The 14,947-nt window shown below is 73.0% G+C and carries 16 protein-coding genes and 1 pseudogene; 7 read left to right on the top strand and 10 right to left on the bottom strand.

Going from position 1 to position 14,947, the window contains the following annotated elements; genetic code table 11:
* The 8 genes and pseudogenes from IE249_RS37300 to IE249_RS14950 form a co-directional block, all read right to left on the bottom strand.
* A pseudogene (locus IE249_RS37300) lies at positions 1-168 on the bottom strand (peptide deformylase); the annotation flags it as partial.
* A 59-nt stretch (positions 169-227) separates the two neighbouring features.
* Positions 228-1,208, bottom strand: coding sequence for a tetratricopeptide repeat protein (locus IE249_RS14980; RefSeq protein WP_189705315.1), 981 nt, complete (start codon positions 1,206-1,208; stop codon positions 228-230).
* Positions 1,209-1,313: 105 nt separating this feature from the next.
* Positions 1,314-2,525: an HD-GYP domain-containing protein gene (locus tag IE249_RS14975; protein ID WP_189705490.1), complete on the bottom strand. Its 1,212-nt coding sequence runs from the start codon at positions 2,523-2,525 to the stop codon at positions 1,314-1,316.
* Between the two features lie 53 nt (positions 2,526-2,578).
* On the bottom strand, positions 2,579-3,934 hold the full coding sequence (locus tag IE249_RS14970; RefSeq protein WP_189705314.1) for an HD-GYP domain-containing protein: 1,356 nt from the start codon (positions 3,932-3,934) through the stop codon (positions 2,579-2,581).
* Between the two features lie 115 nt (positions 3,935-4,049).
* Positions 4,050-4,361, bottom strand: coding sequence for a mycothiol system anti-sigma-R factor (gene rsrA, locus IE249_RS14965; RefSeq protein ID WP_189705313.1), 312 nt, complete (start codon positions 4,359-4,361; stop codon positions 4,050-4,052).
* Positions 4,358-5,053 carry an RNA polymerase sigma factor SigR gene (gene sigR / locus IE249_RS14960; RefSeq protein WP_189705312.1) on the bottom strand — a complete coding sequence of 232 codons (696 nt, stop codon included), beginning with the start codon at positions 5,051-5,053 and terminating at the stop codon, positions 4,358-4,360. Before sigR ends, rsrA begins: the two co-directional genes overlap by 4 nt.
* Before the next feature lie 264 nt (positions 5,054-5,317).
* The gene (locus tag IE249_RS14955) at positions 5,318-5,995 is read right to left on the bottom strand and encodes an alpha/beta hydrolase family protein (protein WP_189705311.1); all 678 of its coding nucleotides are present in this window, start codon (positions 5,993-5,995) and stop codon (positions 5,318-5,320) included.
* Position 5,996: 1 nt separating this feature from the next.
* Positions 5,997-6,812, bottom strand: a complete 816-nt coding sequence (locus IE249_RS14950) for an SOS response-associated peptidase (protein ID WP_189705310.1) — start codon at positions 6,810-6,812, stop codon at positions 5,997-5,999.
* A 50-nt stretch (positions 6,813-6,862) separates the two neighbouring features.
* Here IE249_RS14950 and IE249_RS14945 point away from each other — a divergent pair, with 50 nt between their 5' ends.
* The 4 genes from IE249_RS14945 (at position 6,863) to IE249_RS14930 (ending at position 10,454) form a co-directional block, all read left to right on the top strand.
* On the top strand, positions 6,863-7,585 hold the full coding sequence (locus tag IE249_RS14945; RefSeq protein WP_189705309.1) for a M50 family metallopeptidase: 723 nt from the start codon (positions 6,863-6,865) through the stop codon (positions 7,583-7,585).
* Between the two features lie 55 nt (positions 7,586-7,640).
* On the top strand, positions 7,641-8,972 hold the full coding sequence (gene aroA, locus IE249_RS14940) for a 3-phosphoshikimate 1-carboxyvinyltransferase (RefSeq protein WP_189705308.1): 1,332 nt from the start codon (positions 7,641-7,643) through the stop codon (positions 8,970-8,972).
* Positions 8,973-8,990: 18 nt separating this feature from the next.
* Complete coding sequence (rsgA, locus tag IE249_RS14935; protein ID WP_189705307.1) at positions 8,991-10,001, top strand: ribosome small subunit-dependent GTPase A; 1,011 nt, start codon at positions 8,991-8,993, stop codon at positions 9,999-10,001.
* Positions 10,002-10,130: 129 nt separating this feature from the next.
* Positions 10,131-10,454, top strand: a complete 324-nt coding sequence (locus tag IE249_RS14930; RefSeq protein WP_189705306.1) for a DMT family transporter — start codon at positions 10,131-10,133, stop codon at positions 10,452-10,454.
* A 75-nt stretch (positions 10,455-10,529) separates the two neighbouring features.
* Here IE249_RS14930 and IE249_RS14925 read toward each other — a convergent pair whose 3' ends face one another.
* Positions 10,530-11,192 (bottom strand): TetR/AcrR family transcriptional regulator, encoded by a 663-nt coding sequence (locus tag IE249_RS14925; RefSeq protein WP_189705305.1) that lies wholly within the window; start codon positions 11,190-11,192, stop codon positions 10,530-10,532.
* 190 nt (positions 11,193-11,382) lie between these two features.
* Here IE249_RS14925 and hisN point away from each other — a divergent pair, with 190 nt between their 5' ends.
* Entirely contained in the window at positions 11,383-12,183 is an 801-nt protein-coding gene (gene hisN, locus IE249_RS14920; protein WP_189705304.1) for a histidinol-phosphatase, read from the top strand.
* 148 nt (positions 12,184-12,331) lie between these two features.
* Positions 12,332-12,733 carry a CBS domain-containing protein gene (locus IE249_RS14915; RefSeq protein WP_189705303.1) on the top strand — a complete coding sequence of 134 codons (402 nt, stop codon included), beginning with the start codon at positions 12,332-12,334 and terminating at the stop codon, positions 12,731-12,733.
* Positions 12,734-12,808: 75 nt separating this feature from the next.
* Here IE249_RS14915 and IE249_RS14910 read toward each other — a convergent pair whose 3' ends face one another.
* Entirely contained in the window at positions 12,809-14,260 is a 1,452-nt protein-coding gene (locus tag IE249_RS14910) for a catalase (RefSeq protein WP_189705302.1), read from the bottom strand.
* Between the two features lie 143 nt (positions 14,261-14,403).
* Between IE249_RS14910 and IE249_RS14905 the strand changes: the two genes are divergently transcribed.
* A complete protein-coding gene (locus IE249_RS14905) occupies positions 14,404-14,823 on the top strand; it encodes a Fur family transcriptional regulator (RefSeq protein ID WP_189705301.1) in 420 nt (139 codons plus the stop codon).
* Positions 14,824-14,947: the final 124 nt, after the last annotated feature.

Genomic DNA, 14,947 nt, shown 5'->3' with positions numbered 1-14,947 from the left:
GCACTCCTTGTGCAGCACGGGGTTCCCGACGACCGTGATCGGCCGGGAGGTGCCGCGCTCGCGCCAGGCCGTCTCGCGCTCCTCGCAGTCCTCCGTGTCGACGACGTAGCCCTCGTCGTCGACGGGGAGCACGCCCGGGTGCTGCTGATCGGTGTCCTGCTGCGCCATGACCGCCCTGTGCCTGCCTTCCTGGAATGAGTGTTGCCGATAAAGAGTACGGGCAGTGCTCAGCAGACCTCTTCCAGGTCCCGCCAGTCCCGCGAGTCCGGGCTGTCCGCGACCCAGCCGTCCAGCAGCCCCCGCACCAGCGAGGCCGGCGCCGCCACCCCGCACTCGCGCTCCGGCACCCACAGCTGCCCGTCCGTGCGATGGCCGAGCGGCCCCGGGTGCCCGGGCTCGCTGTGGTCGTGCGGGTCGAGGTGCGTGCCGTCGCCCTCGTCGGAGGGCATCCGGGACTCCGAGCACGTACGGCACAGCAGCCGTACGGACGACGACCAGTCCTCGGCGGCGAACCCGGCGTCGGCGGCGAGCTGCTCCAGCGCGTCGCGGTCGGCCTCGGTCGCCGCCTCGAGGAGCACCACCCAGGTGGGCACCGGCGAGGGCGCCCACAGCTCGATCTCGTCGAAGACGGGGTAGGTGTGGCCCGCGGCGGTGGTCCGCTCCCCGTGGGGCACCCCGTCGTGCAGCACGACCTCGCCCCAGCGCCGCCCTGAGGACGGCAGCGGGATGGACAGCACCTCGATGCGGGCCGGGTCCAGGCGCCGGCCCCACACCACCTCGGCCTCGCCCTCCGGCGACAGGCGCACGGCCGCGCTGCCCAGCTCCATGCCCGCCGGCTCCCCGGCGGCGGCCACGCCCCCGGGCACCTTCAGTCCGTAGGCCTGCCAGGCCCGGCGGGCCAGCGGCCAGTCCTGCAGTGCGGTGGCGGCGATGCCGACGTTCCACCAGTCGGGCGCGCCGGTCTCCCTCTCCAGCAGGGCAACGGCCCGCAGGCCCGCCGTCCTGGCCTGCTCCCAGTCGTGCCGGAACTTGTGCAGCAGGGCGAGGTTGAACCAGGACTCCGACAGCCAGGGCTCCAGATCGGCGGCGCGTGTCAGGAGCGCGCCCGCGTCCTCGTACCGGCCGTCACCGATCAGGGTGAACGCCCGGTCGGTGGCCTGCCGCCAGGAGGCGGAGGGCCGATGCCGTCCCTTGCCGAAGATCCTCACGATTCCCGCCTGCCAGTTCCGTTCAGTGGGCTGGCTTCTGCCCCCGGACACCCTCTCCTTCGCATCCAACCACGTGCGGCTGGAAGGTCGCTCATTACCCATGGGTTACCCCACCGGGGACCGGGTCAGACAGTCACGCGAGAGCACCCGCGCCAGTGACTCCACCACCTCGGGGGCGTAGTCGCCCGCGGTGGCCAGCCGCAGTTCCTCCAGCGCCTTGAGGGGGCCGCCGGGCCCGGCGTCGCGCGCCTTCTCCTCGTAGGCGTTGACGGCCCGCACGATCCGCGCGGGCAGCGGCTGCTCCCGGCACGGGTCGGCCTGCCGCTCCACCACCACGGCGATCCGGGCGTCGACCCCGGTCCGGCGCACGACGGCGCCGCCGAGCAGGGCGATGCGCCGCTGCTCCTCGACGGGCAGGCAGGCCGTCGCGCCCGCGGGCACCGGGTCCACCAGGCTGAGCTGCCCGATGTCGTGCATGAGCGCCGCGTGCTCCAGCACGGTCAGCTCCGGGCCCGACAGGCCCAGGTCGATGCCCACGGCCCGGCTGAGCGCGGCGACGCGCCGGGCGTGCCCGGCCGGGGTGCAGCCCGCCACCTCGGTGGCCCGGGCGAGCGAGGCGATGGTCTGCCGGTAGGTGGCCCGCACGGCCGCGTACCGCCGGCAGGAGAGCTGGGCGAGGAGCAGGGGCAGCGAGAACACGGGCAGCGCCCACAATCCGACGACGGCGACCGCCAGGGCCATCACCGCGCCCGTGGCGCACACCGCGGAGCCGATCCCGAGCAGTCCCCGCAACTCCTCGCGCAGCAGCGGGCCGAAGGGCCACCGGGTGCGGCAGTGGGTGGCCGCGGCCGCGAGCACGGCGCCGCACAGCGCGGTGAGCACCAGCAGCGCGAGCAGCAGCAGCACGTACGCCGGGCCGCTCCAGTCCTCGAACACCCCTTGCCCGTAGAGAGGTTGGAAGCAGACGGCGGCGAAGGCGACGGTGAGGATCCGCCGCGCCAGGTGGTCCGGGGCGGGCCCGCGCCCGCGCGCGATGTGCGGCACGCTGCCGAGCAGACCGGCGGCCAGCACGACGGCGACGACCTGGAAGGCGCCGTGGTGGGTGGGCCGCCCGGCGTCCTCGCCCAGCAGGGCGTACGACAGCGCGCCGGCGGCCCCGAGCGGCGCGGCCTCCCGGACGTCCGGCCCGCTCCACCGGGCGAGCTCGCCCACCAGCACCAGCACCCCGAAGGCGAGCGCGGCCCCGCGCTCCTGCAGACCGCCCCACAGGGTCACGCACAGCGAGAACAGCGCGACCAGGAGAGCCGCGGCGCGCATCAGCACCAGGGGCAGGGACAGGGACAGGGACAGGCACCACGGTCCCGGCCGCGTCACCGGCGCACTTCCCGGGGTTCGGGGGTGGGGTGGACCGCCGGGGCGGCCACGGCGGACGCGGCACCGGACGGAGCCGCCGGTTCGACGGCCTGGGCCGCCGGCTCGTCGGCGGTGACGGCCGGGTGCCAGCCGTGGCGGTCGAGGGCGCGTGTGAGCGCGGTGACCATCCGAGGGTCGAACTGCGCGCCCGCGCAGCGCTCCAGTTCCTCCAGCGCGGCCCCGACCGGACGGCCGCGCCGGTAGGAGCGGGTGGACGTCATCGCGTCGAAGGCGTCGGCGACGGCCACCACCCGCGCGCACTCCGGGATCTGCCCGCCCGTCAGCCCGTAGGGGTATCCGCTGCCGTCCAGCCGCTCGTGGTGGTGCAGGATCGCCGAGCGGGCCTCCCCGAGGAAGGAGATCCCGCGGACCATCTCGTGCCCGTACTCGGGGTGCAGTTCGATGACCCGGCGCTCCTCGGGGGTCAGCGGCCCGTCCTTGCGCAGCAGCCGGGTGGGGACGCCGAGTTTGCCCACGTCGTGCAGGATCCCCGCGAAGCGGAGCACCTCCACGCGCTCGTCGTCCATGCCGAGCTCGCGGGCGATCATCATCGAGGCGTGCCCGACCCGTTCGCTGTGCCCGCGTGTGTAGCCGTCCTTGATGTCGACGGCCTGGACCAGCGCCCGGATGGTCGCCTGGTGGGCGGCCCGCTCGCGGTGGTACTGCGCGTACGCCCACCAGGACACGCACATGGGCAGCAGCACCAGCAGCGCGGCGACCGGACCGTAGGGGCTGCGCCAGAGCACGGCCATCATCAGGCCGGCCAGGCCGTGCACCGCGATCGGCACGAGCGAGCGCGCGAAACCGCCCTGCCAGGCGCGGCGCACCGGCACCTGTTCGGCGAGGGCGAGGATGCCGCCGTCCAGCGCGGTGAGCACCAGGCAGAACACGGCCACGGCGGCCGCGGCGGGCACGAGCGCGTAGGGGAAGTCGGAGCCGACGACGGCGTCCCGTCCGCCCAGCGACCAGTGCGTGCGGGCGGCGGCCCAGACTGCGATGGCGAGCTGGGCGGCCCGCCAGATCCGGCGCAGGGCCTCGGGGCGCTGCCCGGCCGGGGTGAGCAGGGCGCCGGGCACGGGGACGAGCGCGGCGGCGGGCGGCGGCAGCAGGAAGGCCGCCGCCAGCAGCACGGGGTAGAAGGGCCCCGCGACACCGCTGCGCCGGGCCAACTGCTTGCAGGCCGCGTACACCGTGGCCAGCAGGGCGAGCGCCCACCAGGGCGTGTGCGTCATCGGCAGCGGCAGCAGGCAGAGCAGGCCGCCGAGGCCGGCACAGACGACGTACGCACGGGTCCGCGGCCGAACCGCCTCCATGACGCCCTCCCCCGGTCATGCCAGTCCACGACGGGAGCCTAGGACGGCCGGGGGGCAGTCCGCGGGCCGATAACCCGCGGATTAGCACGTACGAGTGACGTGGGTCAGGCGTGTGTCAGGACTCCCGGGGAGTCACCGGGGCCGCGGCGACGTCCCGCTCGGGGACGGTCCCGCCGGAGCGGATCAGCTCGATCCTGCCCATCACCTTGGCACGCAGGTCGGCGGGGACGTCGTCATGCCCGCAGCACCGCTTGACCAGCTTCTTCACGGCCTGTTCCAGGCCGTACTTCTCGAGGCACGGCGAGCACTCCTCGAAGTGGTGCTCGAACTTGGTGCGATCGACTTCCGGCATCTCACTGTCGAGGAACTCGTACAGGTGGTCGAGTACCTCACTGCAGTCCGTCTCGTGCGGCTCTCCGCAGCTCATGAGCCCGAGCCTTTCGCTTCGTCCGACTCTCCGGCGCCCGCCGGGACCAGCCCGCGCTCGCGGGCGTAGTCCTCGAGCATGCCGCGCAGTTGCCGACGGCCCCGGTGCAGCCGGGACATCACCGTACCGATGGGTGTCCCCATGATGTCCGCGATCTCCTTGTACGCAAAGCCCTCGACGTCCGCGAGATACACGGCGATGCGGAACTCCTCGGGGATCGCCTGCAGTGCCTCCTTCACGTCCGAGTCGGGCAGGTGGTCGAGCGCCTGCGACTCGGCGGAGCGCAGACCGGTCGACATGTGCGACTCGGCGCGGGCGAGCTGCCAGTCCTCGATCTCCTCCGCGGCGCTGCGCTGGGGCTCGCGCTGCTTCTTGCGGTAGGAGTTGATGAAGGTGTTGGTGAGGATCCGGTATAGCCACGCCTTGAGGTTGGTGCCCTCGCGGAACTGGTGGAAGGACGCGTACGCCTTGGCGTACGTCTCCTGCACCAGGTCCTCGGCGTCGGCCGGGTTGCGCGTCATGCGCAGCGCGGCCGAGTACATCTGGTCGAGGAATTCGAGCGCGTCCCGCTCGAAGCGCGCGCTGCGCTCGACGGTCGACTCCGCGGACGCGTCCGCGCCCGTGCCCCGGCCCTCGGGCTGCTCCGCCACGCCGTTGTCGGTCCCTGCGTCGGTACCGGGAACCGGACCCACCTCCTCAAGCGATGTCGTGAGACCGAGTGAAGCCCCACTCGAATCGGAGGATAGACGACGATCCGGTCCGCCCGCCGCCCGAATAGGGGCGGTCTTCGCCGCGTGCAGCACCGTCCAGTCCAGGTCGGTGCGGGCACTGCGGCGCGGGCAGAAGGTCGAACCCATGCGGCGGACTTCCTCTCCTACGGCGTCGGTGCCGAGGTCCGGCACTCTCGTCCGCCACAACAGCGGTGGGGCACCCCGCATTCCCGGCCCCCGCGCGCGTCACCCGAGTGACGCGGTCCACCGTGCCACCGCGTCCGTGAGCAGCCCCATGGCCTCCTCCTCGGTGATCCCCGCCCGCTTGGGCACGCCGAAGCCGTGGTCGCCGTACGGCACCTCCGCCATCTCGTAGGAGCCCGGCGGGAACTCCTCCGGCCTGCCGAACGGGTCGTTGCCGCCCTGCACGACGAGCGTGGGCACCCCGGCGTCCAGCAGCTCCCCGGCGCGGGACTTCTCGGGTTTGCCCGGCGGGTGCAGCGGGAAGCTCAGGGCGAGCACGGCGCGGGCGCCCAGCTCGGCGGCCGTACGGCAGGCGACGCGCGCGCCGGCGCTGCGGCCGGCGGAGATCACCGGCAGCCCGCGGCCGGCGAGCGCGGGCCAGACGCCGCGCCAGCCGGTGTCCAGCGTCCTGGGCGCGGGCGCGACCTTCTTGCCGGCCACCCGCCAGGGCTGCTCGACAAGAGCGACGCTCACGCCGTGGGTGGGCAGGACGCGCGCGAGGGCCCGCAGGTCGCGGGCTTCGATGCCGCCGCCCGCGCCGTGGCCGGCGGCCAGCACGAGGCGTGCCTTCCTCGCCGGGTGCCAGGTGATCCGGGCGGTGCCGGCCCCGGTGTCGACGGTCTCGGTCTCGACGGTCTCGGCGCGGGACCCGGAGGTCCGGCTGTCAGTGGTGTCGGTCACGCTAGAAGAGTGTGCCCTCCTCGGGCGCCGGAAGCTCCTTGAGCAGCTCGGGTCCGTTGTTGCGGACGTTGCTCACCGCCGTGGAGACGGGGTACGCGCGCATCAGCCCGGGCGGCGGGGGCGCCAGCAGCTCGCGCAGTCCGTCCGCGTCCGTGCGGGCCGGGTCCAGCCAGGCGTCCCAGCGGTCGGGGGTGAGCATCAGTGGCATGCGGGGATGGATGTCGGCCAGGGTGCGCGGCCCGTCGGCCGGGGCGACGGCCAGCGGGGTCCGCTCCGCCTCCGTGGTGATCACCGAGCAGGTCACCCACCAGGCCTGGGGGTGGTCGTCGGGCAGCGTGCGGTCCCGCCAGAACTCGTACAGGCCCGCCATCGCGAACACCGATCCGTCCGCCGGGGTCACGAAGTACGGCTGCTTGCGCGGGCGCTTGCGCCGCCCCTCCACCTCCAGCTCCCGCTCCTGGGTGCCGGTGACCCACTCGTAGTAGCCGTCGGCGGGCACGATGCAGCGCCGGGCGGCGAAGGCGCGGCGGTATGAGGGCTTCTCGTGCACGGTCTCCGCGCGCGCGTTGATCATCCTGGCGGCGCCCTCGGGCGTCTTGGACCACGAGGGGACCAGGCCCCACCGCAGCCTGCGGAGCTGGCGAACCGGGCGGTCGTCGCCGGCGTCCTTCAGGGGGCGGTCGAGGACGACGTGGACCTCCTTGGTGGGGGCCACGTTGTAGTCGGGCGCCAGGGTCTCCTCGGGCTCCCACTTCTCGACCTCGAAGATTCCTGCGAGATCCTCGGGTCCGCGACTCGCTGCATACCGTCCGCACATACGTGCAACACTGCCAGACTCCGCACGAGCACAGGGAGCCACCGGGAAACATGGCCAGCACCGCCGCCACCGCGCTGCCCGACCTCTGGGACCGTCTGATCGGCACCCAGCCCGACCCCGACCTGTGGGTGGTGGTCGCCACCGCCCTCGCCGCGCTCGCGGTGGTCGTCCCGCACACCCTGTGGCGCGTCTCGCGCAACGCGATCACCATCGCCCACGAGGGCGGGCACGGCCTGGTGGCGCTGCTGAGCGGGCGCACGCTGACCGGGATACGCCTGCACTCCGACACCAGCGGTCTGACGGTGAGCCGCGGCAAGCCGTACGGCGTCGGCATGATCCTCACCGCGGCCGCCGGCTACACCGCTCCCCCACTGCTCGGCCTCGGCGGCGCGGCCCTGCTCGCTGCCGGGCACATCACCCTGCTGCTGTGGGTGGCCACGGCGCTGCTGGTGGCGATGCTGGTGATGATCCGCAACGCCTACGGGGCGCTCACCGTGGTCCTGACCGGCGGCGCCTTCCTGCTGGTGTCGTGGCTGGCCGGATCCCAGGTGCAGGCGGCCTTCGCCTACGCGGTGGTGTGGTTCCTGCTCCTCGGCGGGGTGCGCCCGGCCTTCGAGCTGCAGGCCAAGCGGGCCCGCGGCGGCGCCGGGGACTCGGACGCGGACCAGCTGTCGCGGCTCACCCACGTACCGGCCGGCCTGTGGCTGTTCCTGTTCCACGCGGTGTCGCTGTGCTCGCTGATGGGCGGGGGGCGCTGGCTGCTCGGCCTGTGATCACGGCGCCGCCCGCACGACGGCCGGTGCCACCGCCTCCTTATACAGTGGGCCCATGGCCCCGAACCACGCACACACCGCCCTCTGGCCCGCCCCGCACGCGAGCGGAGCCGTCGACGCGACGGTCCACGTGCCCGGGTCCAAGTCGGTCACCAACCGTGCCCTGGTGCTCGCCGCCCTCGCCTCCGAGCCGGGCTGGCTGCGGCGCCCGCTGCGCTCCCGCGACACGCTGCTGATGGCGGGCGCGCTGCGCGAGATGGGCGTCGGCATCGAGGAGACGGTGTCCTCCGCGTCCGGCGCGGGCGCCTCCGGCGAGGCCTGGCGGGTGATCCCGGCTGGGCTGCACGGCCCGGCCACCGTCGACGTGGGCAACGCGGGCACGGTGATGCGCTTCCTGCCGCCGGTCGCCGCGCTGGCCGACGGCCCGGTCCGCTTCGACGGCGACCCGCGTTCGTACGAGCGCCCCCTGCACGGCGTCATCGACGCGCTGCGGGTGCTCGGGGCCCGGATCGACGACGACGGCCGCGGCGCGCTGCCGCTGACCGTGCACGGCAGCGGCGCCCTGGACGGCGGCCCGGTGGAGATCGACGCCTCCTCCTCGTCCCAGTTCGTCAGCGCGCTGCTGCTGTCCGGCCCGCGCTTCAACCAGGGCGTCGAGGTGCGGCACGTGGGCGCCGCCCTGCCGTCGATGCCGCACATCCGGATGACCGTGGACATGCTGCGCGCGGTGGGCGCCCAGGTGGACACCCCCGAGTCCGGCGGCGAGCCGAACGTCTGGCGGGTCACGCCGGGCGCGCTGCTGGGCCGGGACCTGACCGTGGAGCCGGACCTGTCCAACGCCCAGCCGTTCCTGGCGGCGGCGCTGGTCACCGGCGGCAAGGTCGTGATCCCCGACTGGCCGTCCCGGACGACCCAGCCGGGTGACCAGCTGCGGCAGATCTTCACCGAGATGGGTGGTTCCTGCGAACTGACCGAGTACGGCCTGGTCTTCACCGGCTCCGGCTCGGTGCACGGCATCGACGTGGACCTCGGCGAGGTCGGCGAGCTGACCCCGGGCGTCGCCGCGGTCGCCGCGCTCGCGGACTCGCCCTCGACCCTGCGGGGCGTGGCCCATCTGCGGCTGCACGAGACGGACCGGCTGGCCGCGCTGACCAAGGAGATCAACGAGCTCGGCGGCGATGTGACCGAGACGGCCGACGGCCTGCACATCCGCCCGCGCCGGCTGCACGGCGGCATCTTCCACACCTACGAGGACCACCGGATGGCGACGGCCGGCGCGATCATCGGCCTGGCGGTCGAGGGCGTGCAGATCGAGAACGTGGCGACCACGGCGAAGACCCTGCCGGACTTCCCCGAGCTGTGGACCGGGATGCTCGGGGCGGCGTAGAGGCGCGGGGACCAGATCATGCGCCGCTACGGCAAGCACACCGACGAGGACGACATCCGCTCCCGGCCCAACCGCCGGGGCAACCGGCCGCGTACGCACATCCGCCCCAAGCACGAGGACGCCGCCGGGGGCATGGTGCTCACCGTGGACCGGGGGCGGCTGACCTGCCTGGTCGACGGCCGCACGGTAATCGCGATGAAGGCCCGTGAACTGGGCCGCAAGGCCGCCGTGGTGGGCGACCGGGTGGCCCTGGTCGGCGATCTGTCGGGGAAGAAGGACACCCTCGCCCGCGTCGTCCGCATCGAGGGGCGCGACTCCGTGCTGCGCCGCACGGCGGACGACGACGATCCGTACGAGCGCGTGGTCGTGGCCAACGCCGACCAGCTGGCCATCGTCACCGCGCTCGCCGATCCCGAGCCGCGGCCGCGCCTGATCGACCGCTGTCTGGTGGCGGCGTACGACGGCGGGCTTTCGCCGCTGCTGGTGATGACCAAGTCGGACCTGGCCCCGCCGGACAAACTCCTCGACCTGTACGGCGCGTTGGACATCCCCTATGTCGTCACCAGCCGTGCGGAGCTGGAGACGGGCGACGCGGTGGACAGGGTGCGCGAGCATCTCGACGGCCGTGTGACGGCGTTCGTGGGCCATTCGGGCGTCGGCAAGACCACGCTCGTCAACGCGCTCGTGCCCGAGGAGCGGCGGCGGGTGACGGGGCATGTGAACGCGGTGACGGGCCGCGGCCGGCACACCACCACCTCGGCTCTCGCGCTGCCGCTGGCCGGGGCGAGCGGCTGGGTCGTGGACACACCGGGCGTACGGTCTTTCGGCCTGGCGCACATCGATCCGTCCCGGGTCATCCACGCCTTCCCCGACCTGGAGCCGGGCACGGAGGGCTGCCCGCGCGCGTGCAGTCACGACGAGCCGGACTGCGCGCTGGACGAGTGGGTGGCCGAGGGCCACGCGGACCCGGCCCGGCTGTACTCGCTGCGGCGGCTGCTGGCCACGAGGGAGCGCACGGAGGGCGACTGACCTCCGCGTTGTTTGTCGGGGCCCGCGCCTGGCAAGTGCATAATCGCACGGGGCCGGATCCAAGCCGGTCCAAGTCTGCCCAAGCACGGCGAAGCGGTCACGGGACGCGGACGCAGGTGAGGAGCGCACATGGCGTGGCTGCTGGTCATCGTGGCCGGGTTGCTGGAGACCGGTTTCGCCGTGTGCCTGAAGCTGTCCCACGGTTTCACCCGGCTGTGGCCGACCGTCGCCTTCTGCTGCTTCGCGCTCGGCAGCTTCGGCCTGCTCACGCTGTCCCTGCGCAAGCTCGACGTCGGGCCGGCCTACGCGGTGTGGACCGGCATCGGGGCGGCGGGGACCGCCATCTACGGCATGGTCTTCCTCGGCGACCTGGTGTCCACGCTGAAGATCGTCTCGATCAGCTTCGTCATCATCGGCGTGATCGGTCTGCAGCTGTCCGGATCCGCGCACTGACGCGGGCGTCATTCGCGCACTGACGCGGGCGCGATCCGCGCATGCCGCCGGCGCGCCGGGCAACTCCGGCGGTGCTCAGAAGGGTTGGCGGTGGAGTGTGACGCGGACCAGTTCGGCGACGCCGCCCTCGCCGGGCGGGGCCGCCACGCAGGACAGGGCGAGGCGGACGATCAGTTCGCAGGTGCGGGCCAGTTCCGCGGTGTCCGCCCTTTGCGCGCCCGGGGCGGTGTCCGCCCTTTGCGCGCCCGGGGCGGTGTCCGCCCTCGGCGTGCCCGGCGCGGACAGCGCGGCCACGGCGCGGTCGCGGACGGCGGCGACGAAGTCGCCCGGCGAAGGCAGCGGTCCGTCCGCCCGGCGCTGGGCCGGGACGGCGGAGGAGGAGGGCACCGCGGACAGCGTCGGCGCGGGCAGCCGCTCACTCCAGCAGCCGGTGAGCATGGCCTTCACCAGCGCGTTCTCCCGGGCCGCCGAGGCGGTCCACTCCGCGGTCGCGGTCAGCCGCTCACGCGCGTCGGCGGGCAGGGCGAGGGCGCGCTCGACGCCGGCGAGATAGCCGTCCGCCTCACGGCGGACCAGCGCCCGGGCCAGGCCCTCCTTGCTGCCGAACTCGTTGTAGAGCGTCTGCCGGGAGACCCCGGCCGCCGCGGCCACGTCCACCATCCGCACGGCGGACCAGGGCCGGCGCGCCAGCGCCGTGTAGGCGGCGTCCAGCAGGGATTCCCGCGCTGCAGGCATCATCGCCTCCCGTGGGCGAGCGGCTCTGCGCCCAGATTTGACGCGCCCGCAGGCACTGTCAAGGGTGCGCGGCGGCACCCGGTTCCCCCTCGGCCACACCCGTGCGCCCGGTCGCTTCCTGCTGAGGGGTCTGCCGTACGGCCGCCGCGCCCCCTGTGGCCCGATGCGGTCGGCGCCGGATACGGTTCGTTACATGCCGGACTACCTCGACGATCTGCGCCTGGCCCACGTTCTCGCGGACGCGGCCGACGCCGCGACCATGGACCGCTTCAAGGCCCTCGACCTCAAGGTCGAGACCAAGCCGGACATGACCCCGGTCAGCGAAGCGGACAGGGCGGCGGAGGAGCTCATCCGCGGCCAGTTGCAGCGCGCCCGCCCGCGTGACGCGGTGCTCGGCGAGGAGTACGGCATCGAGGGGACCGGCCCGCGCCGCTGGGTGATCGACCCGATCGACGGGACGAAGAACTACGTCCGGGGCGTCCCCGTCTGGGCCACGCTGATCTCCCTGATGGAGGCGGGCGAGGGGGGCTACCAGCCGGTGGTGGGCGTCGTCTCCGCCCCGGCCCTCGGGCGCCGCTGGTGGGCCGCGCGGGGCCACGGCGCGTTCAGCGGGCGCAGTCTGACCAAGGCGAGCCGGCTGCGGGTGTCCCAGGTGTCGAAGCTCGCCGACGCCTCCTTCGCGTACTCCTCGCTGAGCGGCTGGCAGGAGCAGGGCCGGCTGAACGGCTTCCTGGACCTCACGCGGGAGGTCTGGCGCACGCGCGCGTACGGCGACTTCTGGCCCTACATGATGGTGGCCGAGGGCTCGGTCGACTTCTGCGCCGAACCCGAGCTGTCGCTGTGGGACATGGCCGCCAACGCCGTCATCGTGACCGAGGCGGGCGGCTCCTTCACGGGCCTGGACGGCCGGCCCGGCCCGCACAGCGGCAACGCGGCCGCCTCCAACGGGCTGCTGCACGACGAGTTGCTGGGGTATCTCAACCAGCGCCACTGAGAAACGGGAGACGCCTGCGCACGCCCCCAACCGGCCGCGCGCGCCCTCTTGTTGACCCCGGCTTTACCTGCGACTCTGAGAGTCCCCCCACTTGTGAGCTTGTGAATTCGGCCACGAGCCGGGTTCCTCGAGGAGGTGGCTCCATCCCATGCTCGTCCGCGACGCCATGAGCACGGTGGTCCTCACCATCGGCCCCGCCCACACCCTCCGCCAGGCAGCAGCCCTGATGTCCGCGCGCCGCATCGGCGCCGCCGTGGTCCACGACCCCGACGCCGGCGGCATCGGCATCCTCACCGAACGCGACATCCTCAACTCCGTGGGCCTGGGCCAGAGCCCGGACACGGAGCACGCCCACGCCCACACCACCACCGACGTCGTCTTCGCCGCCCCGTCGTGGACGCTGGAGGAGGCGGCCCGCGCCATGACCCACGGCGGCTTCCGCCATCTCATCGTCCTCGACGGCGGCGAGGTCGCGGGCATCGTCTCGGTCCGCGACATCATCCGCTGCTGGACACCGGCCCCGCGGCGCGCGGAGCAGGTCTCCGTCTGAGCGGACGCGAGCGGGCCGGGCCCCCGTCGGGAACCCGGCCCCACTGCCCGCGGCAAGCGGTCCAGTCGCCGGAGGTCAGCCGCGCAGAGCCCGCACGGCGGCCTCCAGCCGCTTGCCGAAGTCACCGTCCGCGCGACGGAAGTTGTCGATCGCGCGCTCGGCGATGTCCTCGCGGGAGACCTGGGAGATGGCGCCCGCCAGATTGCCGATCAGGCGGTCCTTCTCCTCGTCCGTCATCAGCCGGTAGAGGTTGCCGGCCTGGACGAAGTCGTCGTCCTCGGCGTGCACCGGCGCCTCGTGGTCGCCGGTGACACCGGAGACCGCGACCGGCTGCCACAGCGGGCGGTCCGTCTGGAAGGGGCCGCCGAAGCTGTTCGGCTCGTAGTTCTTCGCGCCCTTGTGGCGGCCGTCGTACAGGTAGCCGTCACGGGAGTGGGTGCGCGCCTCGGTGGCGTGCGGCCGGTTGACCGGCAGATGGTCGGCGTTGATGCCGACGCGGTAGCGGTGCGCGTCGCCGTAGGCGAACAGGCGGCCCTGCAGCATCTTGTCCGGGGACGGGCCGATGCCGGGCACGAAGTGCGCCGGGGAGAAGATCGACTGCTCGACCTCGGCGAAGACGTTCTCCGGGTTGCGGTTGAGCTCCAGCCTGCCGAACTCGACCAGCGGGTAGTCGGCGTGCGGCCACACCTTGGTCAGGTCGAACGGGTTGAAGCGGTACGTCGCCGCCTCGGCCGCCGGCATGATCTGGACGTAGACCGTCCAGGACGGGAACTCGCCGCGCTCGATCGACTCGCGCAGGTCGCGCTGGTGGGAGTCGGGGTCCTCACCGGCGAGCCGGTTGGCCTCCGCCTGGGTGAGGCACTTGATCCCCTGGTCGGTCTTGAAGTGGTACTTGACCCAGAAGACCTCACCGGCCTCGTTGTTCCACTGGTAGGTGTGCGAGCCGAAGCCGTCCATGTGGCGGTACGACGCCGGGATGCCGCGGTCACCGAACAGCCAGGTCACCTGGTGCGTGGACTCCGGGGACAGGCTCCAGAAGTCCCAGACGTTGTCCGGCTCGGTGGAACCCGTGTACGGGTCGCGCTTCTGGGTGTGGATGAAGTCGGGGAACTTGATGGCGTCCTTGATGAAGAACACCGGGGTGTTGTTGCCGACGAGGTCGTAGTTGCCCTCCTCGGTGTAGAACTTCAGCGCGAACCCGCGCGGGTCGCGGACCGCGTCCGCGGCGCCCAGGTTGCCCGCGACGGTCGAGAAGCGCAGGAAGGTCTCCGTCTGCTTGCCGACCTCGGAGAGGAACTTGGCGCGGGTGTACTTCGTCACGTCGGCGGTGACCGTGAAGGTGCCGTAGGCCCCGGCGCCGCGGGCGTGCACCACGCGCTCCGGGATGCGCTCCCGGTTGAAGTGCGCGAGCTTCTCGAGCAGGAGCTGGTCCTGGACGAGCACCGGGCCGCCGGCCCCCGCGGTCTCGCTGTTCTGGTTGTCGGCCACCGGAGCACCGGCCTCCGTCGTGAGCGGTCCGTGGGTCACGTCGCCTCCTGCGCCACTTCCGTACATTTCTGTTCCTTGGCCAAAGCCAGCCTCGATCCTACATTGGACATTGTCCAAGTCAAGTTGAGCTCCAAAGTCACACCTATTCGGAAACTGTTCCTCTTGCTGTTAAGGTGGGCGGTATGAGCGACCTTCTGGAACGGCTGCGCGGACGCGGATGGCGGATGACCGCGCAGCGGCGAGTCGTGGCCGAGGTCCTGGACGGCGAGCACGTCCACCTGACGGCGGACGAGGTCCACGCCCGGGCCGTCGCCAAGCTGCCCGAGATCTCCCGGGCGACCGTCTACAACACGCTGGGCGAGCTCGTCACGCTCGGTGAGGTGATCGAGGTCAGCACCGACAAGCGCGCCAAGCGGTACGACCCGAACGCGCACCGGCCGCACCACCACCTGGTCTGCGCCGGCTGCGGCGCCATCCGCGACGTGCACCCGAGCGGCAACCCGCTCGCTGACCTCCCGGACACCGAGCGCTTCGGCTTCACGGTCTCCGACGTCGAGGTGACCTACCGCGGGCTGTGCCCGAGCTGTGCGGCGGCGGCGTAACGCGGGCTCTTTCCCGCAGGCGGGCCCCGGCACCACCACGGTGGGCGCCGGGGCTTTCTCGTGTCTTCGTGTTCCGCGGGGACAAAAACCGAGGGCCGGAATCCTTGATCGGATTCCGGCCCTC

It is taken from the genome of Streptomyces anandii JCM 4720, assembly GCF_014650655.1.
In the GTDB taxonomy this organism is placed as follows: Bacteria; Actinomycetota; Actinomycetes; order Streptomycetales; family Streptomycetaceae; genus Streptomyces; species Streptomyces anandii.
This window is presented reverse-complemented; position numbering and strand designations above follow the sequence as displayed.

Excerpts from the sequence above, each read along its gene's own strand:
- IE249_RS14975 (WP_189705490.1), bottom strand. The coding sequence starts at position 2,525 with ATGCGCGCCGCGGCTCTCCTGGTCGCGCTGTTCTCGCTGTGCGTGACC.
- IE249_RS14970 (WP_189705314.1), bottom strand. The coding sequence starts at position 3,934 with ATGGAGGCGGTTCGGCCGCGGACCCGTGCGTACGTCGTCTGTGCCGGC.
- rsrA (WP_189705313.1), bottom strand. The coding sequence starts at position 4,361 with ATGAGCTGCGGAGAGCCGCACGAGACGGACTGCAGTGAGGTACTCGAC.
- IE249_RS14950 (WP_189705310.1), bottom strand. The coding sequence starts at position 6,812 with ATGTGCGGACGGTATGCAGCGAGTCGCGGACCCGAGGATCTCGCAGGA.
- IE249_RS14945 (WP_189705309.1), top strand. The coding sequence starts at position 6,863 with ATGGCCAGCACCGCCGCCACCGCGCTGCCCGACCTCTGGGACCGTCTG.
- aroA (WP_189705308.1), top strand. The coding sequence starts at position 7,641 with ATGGCCCCGAACCACGCACACACCGCCCTCTGGCCCGCCCCGCACGCG.
- rsgA (WP_189705307.1), top strand. The coding sequence starts at position 8,991 with ATGCGCCGCTACGGCAAGCACACCGACGAGGACGACATCCGCTCCCGG.
- IE249_RS14930 (WP_189705306.1), top strand. The coding sequence starts at position 10,131 with ATGGCGTGGCTGCTGGTCATCGTGGCCGGGTTGCTGGAGACCGGTTTC.
- IE249_RS14925 (WP_189705305.1), bottom strand. The coding sequence starts at position 11,192 with ATGATGCCTGCAGCGCGGGAATCCCTGCTGGACGCCGCCTACACGGCG.
- hisN (WP_189705304.1), top strand. The coding sequence starts at position 11,383 with ATGCCGGACTACCTCGACGATCTGCGCCTGGCCCACGTTCTCGCGGAC.
- IE249_RS14915 (WP_189705303.1), top strand. The coding sequence starts at position 12,332 with ATGCTCGTCCGCGACGCCATGAGCACGGTGGTCCTCACCATCGGCCCC.
- IE249_RS14905 (WP_189705301.1), top strand. The coding sequence starts at position 14,404 with ATGAGCGACCTTCTGGAACGGCTGCGCGGACGCGGATGGCGGATGACC.